5 protein-coding genes and 1 pseudogene are annotated in these 6,737 nt (G+C 37.1%); 2 read left to right on the top strand and 4 right to left on the bottom strand.

Going from position 1 to position 6,737, the window contains the following annotated elements:
• Positions 1 to 125 precede the first annotated feature (125 nt).
• The 3 genes and pseudogenes from KU855_RS18335 to KU855_RS18325 form a co-directional block, all read right to left on the bottom strand.
• Positions 126 to 359 (bottom strand): annotated as a pseudogene (locus tag KU855_RS18335) (transposase domain-containing protein); the annotation flags it as partial.
• A 108-nt stretch (positions 360 to 467) separates the two neighbouring features.
• On the bottom strand, positions 468 to 2,264 hold the full coding sequence (locus KU855_RS18330; protein WP_218532672.1) for an aryl-sulfate sulfotransferase: 1,797 nt from the start codon (positions 2,262 to 2,264) through the stop codon (positions 468 to 470).
• Between the two features lie 97 nt (positions 2,265 to 2,361).
• Entirely contained in the window at positions 2,362 to 3,183 is an 822-nt protein-coding gene (locus KU855_RS18325; protein ID WP_218532670.1) for a hypothetical protein, read from the bottom strand.
• 491 nt (positions 3,184 to 3,674) lie between these two features.
• Here KU855_RS18325 and KU855_RS18320 point away from each other — a divergent pair, with 491 nt between their 5' ends.
• Together KU855_RS18320 and KU855_RS18315 are read left to right on the top strand one after the other, a co-directional pair.
• Positions 3,675 to 4,961 carry an aromatic amino acid transport family protein gene (locus KU855_RS18320; RefSeq protein ID WP_218532668.1) on the top strand — a complete coding sequence of 429 codons (1,287 nt, stop codon included), beginning with the start codon at positions 3,675 to 3,677 and terminating at the stop codon, positions 4,959 to 4,961.
• A 285-nt stretch (positions 4,962 to 5,246) separates the two neighbouring features.
• On the top strand, positions 5,247 to 5,939 hold the full coding sequence (locus KU855_RS18315) for a TetR/AcrR family transcriptional regulator (RefSeq protein ID WP_218532666.1): 693 nt from the start codon (positions 5,247 to 5,249) through the stop codon (positions 5,937 to 5,939).
• Between the two features lie 58 nt (positions 5,940 to 5,997).
• Here KU855_RS18315 and KU855_RS18310 read toward each other — a convergent pair whose 3' ends face one another.
• Entirely contained in the window at positions 5,998 to 6,417 is a 420-nt protein-coding gene (locus tag KU855_RS18310; protein WP_218532664.1) for a DUF2057 family protein, read from the bottom strand.
• Positions 6,418 to 6,737: the final 320 nt, after the last annotated feature.

Below are 6,737 nucleotides of genomic sequence, written 5' to 3'. Positions count from 1 at the left end.
CGCCTTCTTTGAGGATGTTGATAATTTGGCTTTCAGTAAAACGTGTCTTTTTCATGTGATTCTCCATTTGGTTTAGTGTAAATGGAAAACTCTATTTAAAACATTCTGATTTTAAGGGAGGGTTACAAGACGATATCAAGCTTATTGATGAGAGAGCGGACGGACTCGCCTCTGAACAGAGCCATACCAATCACAGCCCAAATCATGGCATCCATAGGTAACTTACGTCGCCGTAAACTGGCAACACCATGTGAATCAAGGCACGACTGAATTAAATCAGGCTCAAGCACATCGGCCAGACAGGTGAATTCGGTAAGACGATTGATATGAGTACGCGCCAAAGCTTCTGAAAGTTGCATAAAAAAATCCGATGACAAGGGGTCATCGGATTTTGATCCTTTCAGTGAGATCGTCAAGCGATCTGTCTTAACTGATCGGCATTAGGCTTTAGCCTGCTTTTTTTCGCATCACTTCATCATATTAGTCACATTGATAGTCTGCGCACGATAACCTGTTGCAAACAACTTATGGCTGTTAATTTCGATATAAACCGATGGCTCTTTTGCACCATATTTGTGTTCAGTCAAAATCGATTTCACCTTACCTGTAGTTTCGTCCATTTTCAGGTTACCGTATCCGCCGCCTACACCATATAAACCTGCCGAAGCGAAGTAGCCCAGCATAGAGTTTTTGTCGGCCTGATACTTAGTAATTGAGGTCACCGGAGAATACCCCTTGTAGCCCAGCTCGTCTTTACCGTATTCCCAAACCTGCTGCACTGTCATCTTCTTAGGGTCAACCTTGTACTCGACCAAACGGCTGTATTTATCCGTTGGGAATGCTGGCTGCTCATGGTAGCGACCATCACCGTTGTCAAATACCGTGTAGGTACCTTTCTCGTCGACTTTGTATGCAGTATGAGGTGTATAAACATAATCGAAATCAGTGTTCTCACACTTGCCTTTTTCGGAACAAGTCAGCTTTTTACCTTTGCTATCAACCGGTGTCAGCACCTTACTCGCCAATTTACCTTTCCAACCTTCACGCGGTGACATGATCCACTTCACTTCTTTGTCACGGCCAATTTTTATCATGGCTGATTGGTGACGGGAAGAGATAATAATAGAGTCATCTGTCGGGTCGTAATCGACTGAGTTCACATGAGCCCAGTTACGGCCTGTTTCAATTCCATGAATGTCACCCATCGGCGCATCACTGGTAATTTCAGTTTGCTTACCGGCCTTATCAAGGTCGATGTTCAAACACACAGCGCCGGCATCCAAAGATTTCAGAGCAGCGTCACGCATAGGATCCAAAATCTTGTTTAAGTCCCATACGTCAACCAGTTTGCCATTCTTATCGACTTCTAAAATATGGTCACGAACAGTATTCACAATTTTCCCATCAGGACGCTCATAATTCTTCGCGGCACCACGAATAAACACATTACCATTCTCCGCCTCAATGCCTTCATGGGATGCATCGGTGTAAAAACCTGGCAAGGAGTGTTCGGACACCATACGCCCCATTATGGTCATGTGCTTCCAGCTCTGACCTTGCACCCAGACCATATTGCCATCATCAGTGACGTTCATACCCATAGCGTAGCCGGCTTTTTCATAGTGCTTAGAATCATGGGTTTTTTTGGCGTCCATATACCAACGGATATCACCGGCGGTGTCCAAAATATAGAAACCCGGAACACCATCCCATGAGAAAGCGCCGTGAGCTTCCGGGGTATTATGGGTCAATTGAGCCGTCTTGCCATCACTACCTGTCCAGTTGATAAAATACAGACGGTCTTTAAATTCCTTATCAACCTTCTTTACATCAATAATTGGATGCTTATCCCATTGATTTGCACCAAATACATTCACAACATCGGGCGTAAGCATACTGTAGGTGTGAGATTTATCTTTGCCATTTTCCTTAAAGGAAACGGTGAACTCATTCATATGATCAGGGTAAAGACCAAAGATTGGTACGCCACCTTCATCTTTCACTCTACTTGCGGAAACTTCATAGTCTAGCTCTGCACCACCATTCTTTGGTTTGATGCTCACTCTCACGTCAGTAATATCTTGACTGGCAGATCTTAAAGTAACAACTGCGGTCAAAGGAGCATTATCATAAGGATCATGAATTATATAGCCCAGTGGCTGATTTGGGAGATTCCGAGGTTTCATACCTTCCAATGAAGCATTAGCTAACCCAGATAAAAAAATACTAGATACCGCAGAAGCTAATATAAGTTTTTTTAACATGAAAAAATCCCCTGTAATAATTTAAACAAGCGTAATTAAGAATGCCGAATTAAAAAATAGACTGCCAGAATGTTATTATGCAAATATCTTACACCCACTAGAACACATAGCCAGCGCTCAAGGTAATAAACTCCCCGTCTTTGCCATAACCAGCAAAATTATGACGAGTTGTCGCAGCTACGCCAAGATTAAAGTTTCTAGTAATTGCAGCCTTCAAACCTATTTCTACGTTATATGAATAGTCATCTACAGCAAATGCCTCTTCAACATATTCATCATTCCACCCCCCCATATACGTGGCCTTTATTTCGGTAATTAACGGAATACCAACCATAAAGACTTTACGTACATCCACACCGAGAGTGTAGCCATTGAAACCACTGAATTCTGCCTTCTTTTGATAACCATTAACCTGTTCATATGGCGTGAAAGCTAATAAGTTAAAATAACTAACTCCCACACGAGGCCGTACTGATACGTCGCCCGCTTCTAGGTCATATGAAAAGCCTGCAAATATTTCATTTTCCACAATAACTCTATTAGCAACCGTAAAATTTTGCACCCAAATATTCAAACCTTTTCCGTCTTCTCCACTCAAATTATAATTAACATCGAAAATAGTCCGGATAGTAGAATAAGGTTCACAACCTTTAGTATGATCATTATTACCATCACCACTTATAGTATAATCATCAAGATGAAGTATGGCAGCGAAGTCCCCCCATCCGGCATTAGTAAGGTTGACCATTGAGGCCCAACCTCGATCATATTTTCCACCATTACTTTCTGAGGTTTTGCTACTATGAATATCATAGTGGACACCAAATACAGTTCTATTAGAAACACCCTCTGCGAACACGGACCAAGATAAACATGCAGATGATAATAGGATAGGCAAAGTTAATAGATTTAATTTCATTCCATTTCAAAACCAAAAAGTTATTTGATGAGTATTAGTATATGTTATTAGCATTGTTATATTGTGAATGGTATCAACGTCTAACTGTAATATTATTCTTACAATAAACATTTGAAATGAAGATACCTTCTACCAACAAATCTTACTGAGGAAATAGTTATATGGATTTTAAAAAATTTAAATGTGACATATAACAACATCAAGTTGATGTCTGTAAGAGAGTTAACTAAAAATTGAGAAGTAATTTGCAATGATTTACCAACAAGACATTACCAACCCCTAATTAAGTACTAAAAACAATACTTAATTAATGACGTTCATCACAAAAATATAAATCATAAACCTACACAAACTGCATATAATGAACTAAGAGAGAATACATGTAGCATATAGCAAATGACTAGCTAATAGATGCATAGCTAAATAAATAATCGCTTACAAAGAAAGCGTTAGAGACATTGATAACATTACAATGGGTTAAGAGTGGAATTATGAGTGCAAGAACAAGCATATTCTCTGGAACAGCAATAATATGCACAACGGCTTTAGGTTCAGGGATGTTTGTACTACCAATCATTTTCGCTCAAAATAGCATGATGACTGTATCATTGATTCTGGCAGCCTATTGCTTAAGTATGACCATTGCAGCTTTGGTAATGATCGAGATATCGATACGATTTCCTACAAAAGGTAATATCCACTCAATCGCAAGCAAAGCCCTAGGAAGGTACGGCTCATTTGTTAGTGGGATAGCATTTGTGATTGTATTCACATTTGTAATCTATTCTTCAATCTGCGGATTAATTGAACTGGTTAAACATCTAAACAATACCAGCAGTTCTTTTACTTCAGCAGCTATAATTATTACTTGCCTACTTTCTTTCATAGCGTTATCAACAGGGGAAATTAGTAAACTTGGTTATGCTAATGCTACATTATGGTTGATTCTGTTTACGACTTCAGTATATGCACTTTTCCAATATAACCATCCTGAAGCTGCTAACTTAGAAAATTACAAGACTTTGAGCTTTGAACAATGGTCAATAATTATGCCGATATGTCAGGCATGCTTCTGCTTTCACGCAATCCTGCCCAGCATTGTTAAAAGGTATGGGTATAATAAATCAAGGTCGACCAAGTCTATATTTTTTGCCATGCCCATTATATACGCAACCTATCTTGCATGGGTATTTTCAGTAAGAGAAACAATACCAAAATCAACCCTAGATCAAATCATACAAAACTCTCAAAGCACTCAAGGTCTTATATCAGAAATTGCGCAATTACATTCACCATTTTTTTCATCTATCATTACACTTCTATATTTTGTTGCTATTTTTACATCTTTAACTGGTATATCGATCGCAGCTTTGGACTTCACTAGAGAGAAACTAGCATTACCAGAAAGCACAAAGAACAACCTACTAGCCCTCTCAGTCATGTTTTTTATACCTATGATAATGTATACATATAATAGTGACGGCTTTATTTATGGAATACAGACATCAGTAATAGGTTCTACTGTATTAGCAATCATTCTACCAACACTAATTGCTATAAAAAGCCGTCGCCATATTAAAAATGACTTTCAACCTGTCAATTTTTTAGTCATTAAAGCTATGCTTGCTTTTGGTGTTTTGTCACTTTTAATAAACATATCAAGTCAATTTGCAGATAAAGACAATAATCATTTACATATCCAAATCAACACCTGTAATCCCCTCGCCATAATCAATAAAGCTCCTAATTTAAATTCAAACTCTTGCACCAACAGTTAGTTTCATACAATCTAATAAATTCATATATTGTATATTACACACAGTACACCATTAGACAATGAAATCATAAATACTACTATTTATGATACTTGTCACTTTAAATACCCTAATCACACATCCCAACCATATTAAACTGTGAATTATAATATTTTGGTGAATTCACAAGATTTCAGTTATAAACTCACACATAATTATTATTACTGACAAGCCTCACACTTTTAAAAAGTATAAATAGATTATACATAAATTTGCCGGCATTATTATATCAAAAAATGGAGGTTGGTAATGGTAAGGCAATCAATTAGCAAGGAAGAAAGAAATAGAATAATCATTGAGAATGCTAAACAACTAATATCAAGGCAAGGTATAGTTTCTTTTAAGTTTTCAGATTTAGGAAAAATATCAAACTGCTCCAACAGCACTATTTATGACCTATTCAATTGCAAGGAAGATGTTATTGTAACTATATTCAACAACAACTTATTCAGAATGATTGAGTTTAATATTTCACTTGCAAAAGCCTCGGATATTCCTCTAAAAACAAAGTTATATGTTAGTCAATTGCAAGAGTTATTCAGCATTAACATTGCCACCAATGCAGATTCAATTTGCAATTTTTTTGCGGCAAGTAAATTCATATCAGACCATGCTGACCCTTACCTTACTTCTGACACATTTAGACTCCTGAAGAAACTCCAGCAACAGAAAGAAAACTTTATAATTAAAGCGATTAATTCAGGTGAACTGCTAATGCAAGAAAGTGATATCGACAACGTAGATTTTAACTTTGTTTCAACAGTTTGTTACAGAGGAATGGTTGCACTTTCTATGAATAAGTTTGCCGATAAACTCTCGCTTAGCATTACAGAAGACAATATGTACAAGTTAACATCTTGCAATATTGAAAAACTACCTTGGTTGAACAACAATATACCAGAACTCGATTATTTAAAGACAATATTTAATGAGTTGTATTAAATTTAGAAGGACATCAAAATTACAATAAGGCAACTGAGTATTTAGTTGCCTTATAACTTTAGATTAATGACAGTGACAGAGCATTAACAAGTTCTGAAACGCTCAATACTTTTACATTTTTTTCATCGCCAGCATTATTGAACAATGCAATTTTTGGATCAGTATCAAATTGTTCAGCATCACTTAATGTTGAATATTCCGGAACATCTAAAAAATATTTATCCCCAGATTCGACATTAAAGCTTACAAATGCAGGTTTAGATCTATACCAAGAGCTAGAGTCGGTGTATTCGTCATCAAATAATTCTACATACCTTATTTGAATCATATTTTTACCTGGTTTTAATTTTATACTCTCACTTTTCTCTACTCCAACTCCATTTACTGCCATAACTTCCACTTCATCACTACATGACAAACTTCCAGCTTGAGCATAAGAACTAAACAAAATCACAAACCCTGCTATTATTTTTTTCATTATATTTATACCTATAGATTAATTTAGAAATGGCAACATCCTTGTCGCCATACTCTTTAGGGAAGATAGGAGCAATTTTACCTCCCCATATCTGTGCATCTCTGCTTGCACAATCTAAAATTACCACGAAATATATTTTTTTCAGTGACCACTCTCAAGCATAATCAGTAGTAATATGTTTATTTATATTACTGGGCGTCCGCATGAATGGTTAAGATTTAGGCGCTGATGTAAATCCGGCCACAAGGACTTGCTCCAAGAAGGCGGGGCTCATCATGCAGCGTTTCTGTTTCATCGGCACACTAATCTTAGTCGGCTCT

It is taken from the genome of Shewanella sp. NIFS-20-20, from assembly GCF_019209865.1.
Taxonomy (GTDB): Bacteria; Pseudomonadota; Gammaproteobacteria; order Enterobacterales; family Shewanellaceae; genus Shewanella.
Note: the sequence above shows the minus strand (reverse complement) of the source record. Positions and strands in the feature narration are given on the sequence as shown.